Here is an 841-nt window from a genome sequence, read left to right on the forward strand (position 1 = left end):
CGCGACAGAAAATCGTACCCGTGAAGTCCGTCGTCAGGTACAGCAGTACTTTGCGACTCAGGAGAAAGCCAATGTCAACGTGAGCATGCTGGTGGATGGCTTCAGTTTTGCCGGTAACGGACAGAATGCAGGGGTGGGGTTTATTTCGCTGAAGAACTGGAGTGAGCGTAAAGGCAGTGAAAACAGTGCTGATGCGATTGCAGGCCGCGCCATGGCGGCACTGTCGCAGATTCGTGATGCCCAGATCTTTGTGCTGTCGCCGCCCGCCGTCTCCGGGCTGGGTCAGTCCAACGGCTTTACGTTTGAACTGCAAGCGCGCGGTGCTACCGCACGCGATCAACTGCTGAAAATGCGCGATCAGCTGATTGCAAAAGCAAATCAGGATCCGGAACTCAGTGCCGTCCGTGCCAACTCCCTGCCAGATCTCCCTCAACTGGATGTCAGTATCGATGATGCGAAAGCACAGTCACTGGGCCTGACCATCAGTGACATCAATAATACGCTCAGTGCAGCCATTGGCGGCAGTTATGTGAATGACTTCACCGACCGCGGCCGCGTGAAGAAAGTCTACATTCAGGGCGATCAACCGTTCCGCAGCAAGCCAGAGGATATCGATCAATGGTATGTACGCGGTACCGACAGCAGCAGTAACACCACCATGGTGCCCTTCTCGTCCTTTGCCTCGTCGAAGTGGTCCTATGGTCCGGATGTGCTTTCACGTTACAACGGCCTGGCCGCCTATGAAATTCAGGGATCGGCCGCCGAGGGGAAAAGTTCCGGGGATGCCATTACCGCGATGGAAACACTCGCCGCGACCTTGCCAGCTGGCTACACGTTCTCC

The 841-nt window shown here is 55.9% G+C and carries 1 protein-coding gene; it reads left to right on the plus strand.

All coding sequences use genetic code 11. The features are described from left to right. A partial coding sequence (locus RAC90_RS20885) for an efflux RND transporter permease subunit (RefSeq protein ID WP_375124753.1) occupies positions 1-841 on the plus strand: 841 nt, incomplete at both ends.

Source organism: Pantoea sp. CS_6, assembly GCF_041954745.1.
In the GTDB taxonomy this organism is placed as follows: domain Bacteria; phylum Pseudomonadota; class Gammaproteobacteria; order Enterobacterales; family Enterobacteriaceae; genus Pantoea; species Pantoea stewartii.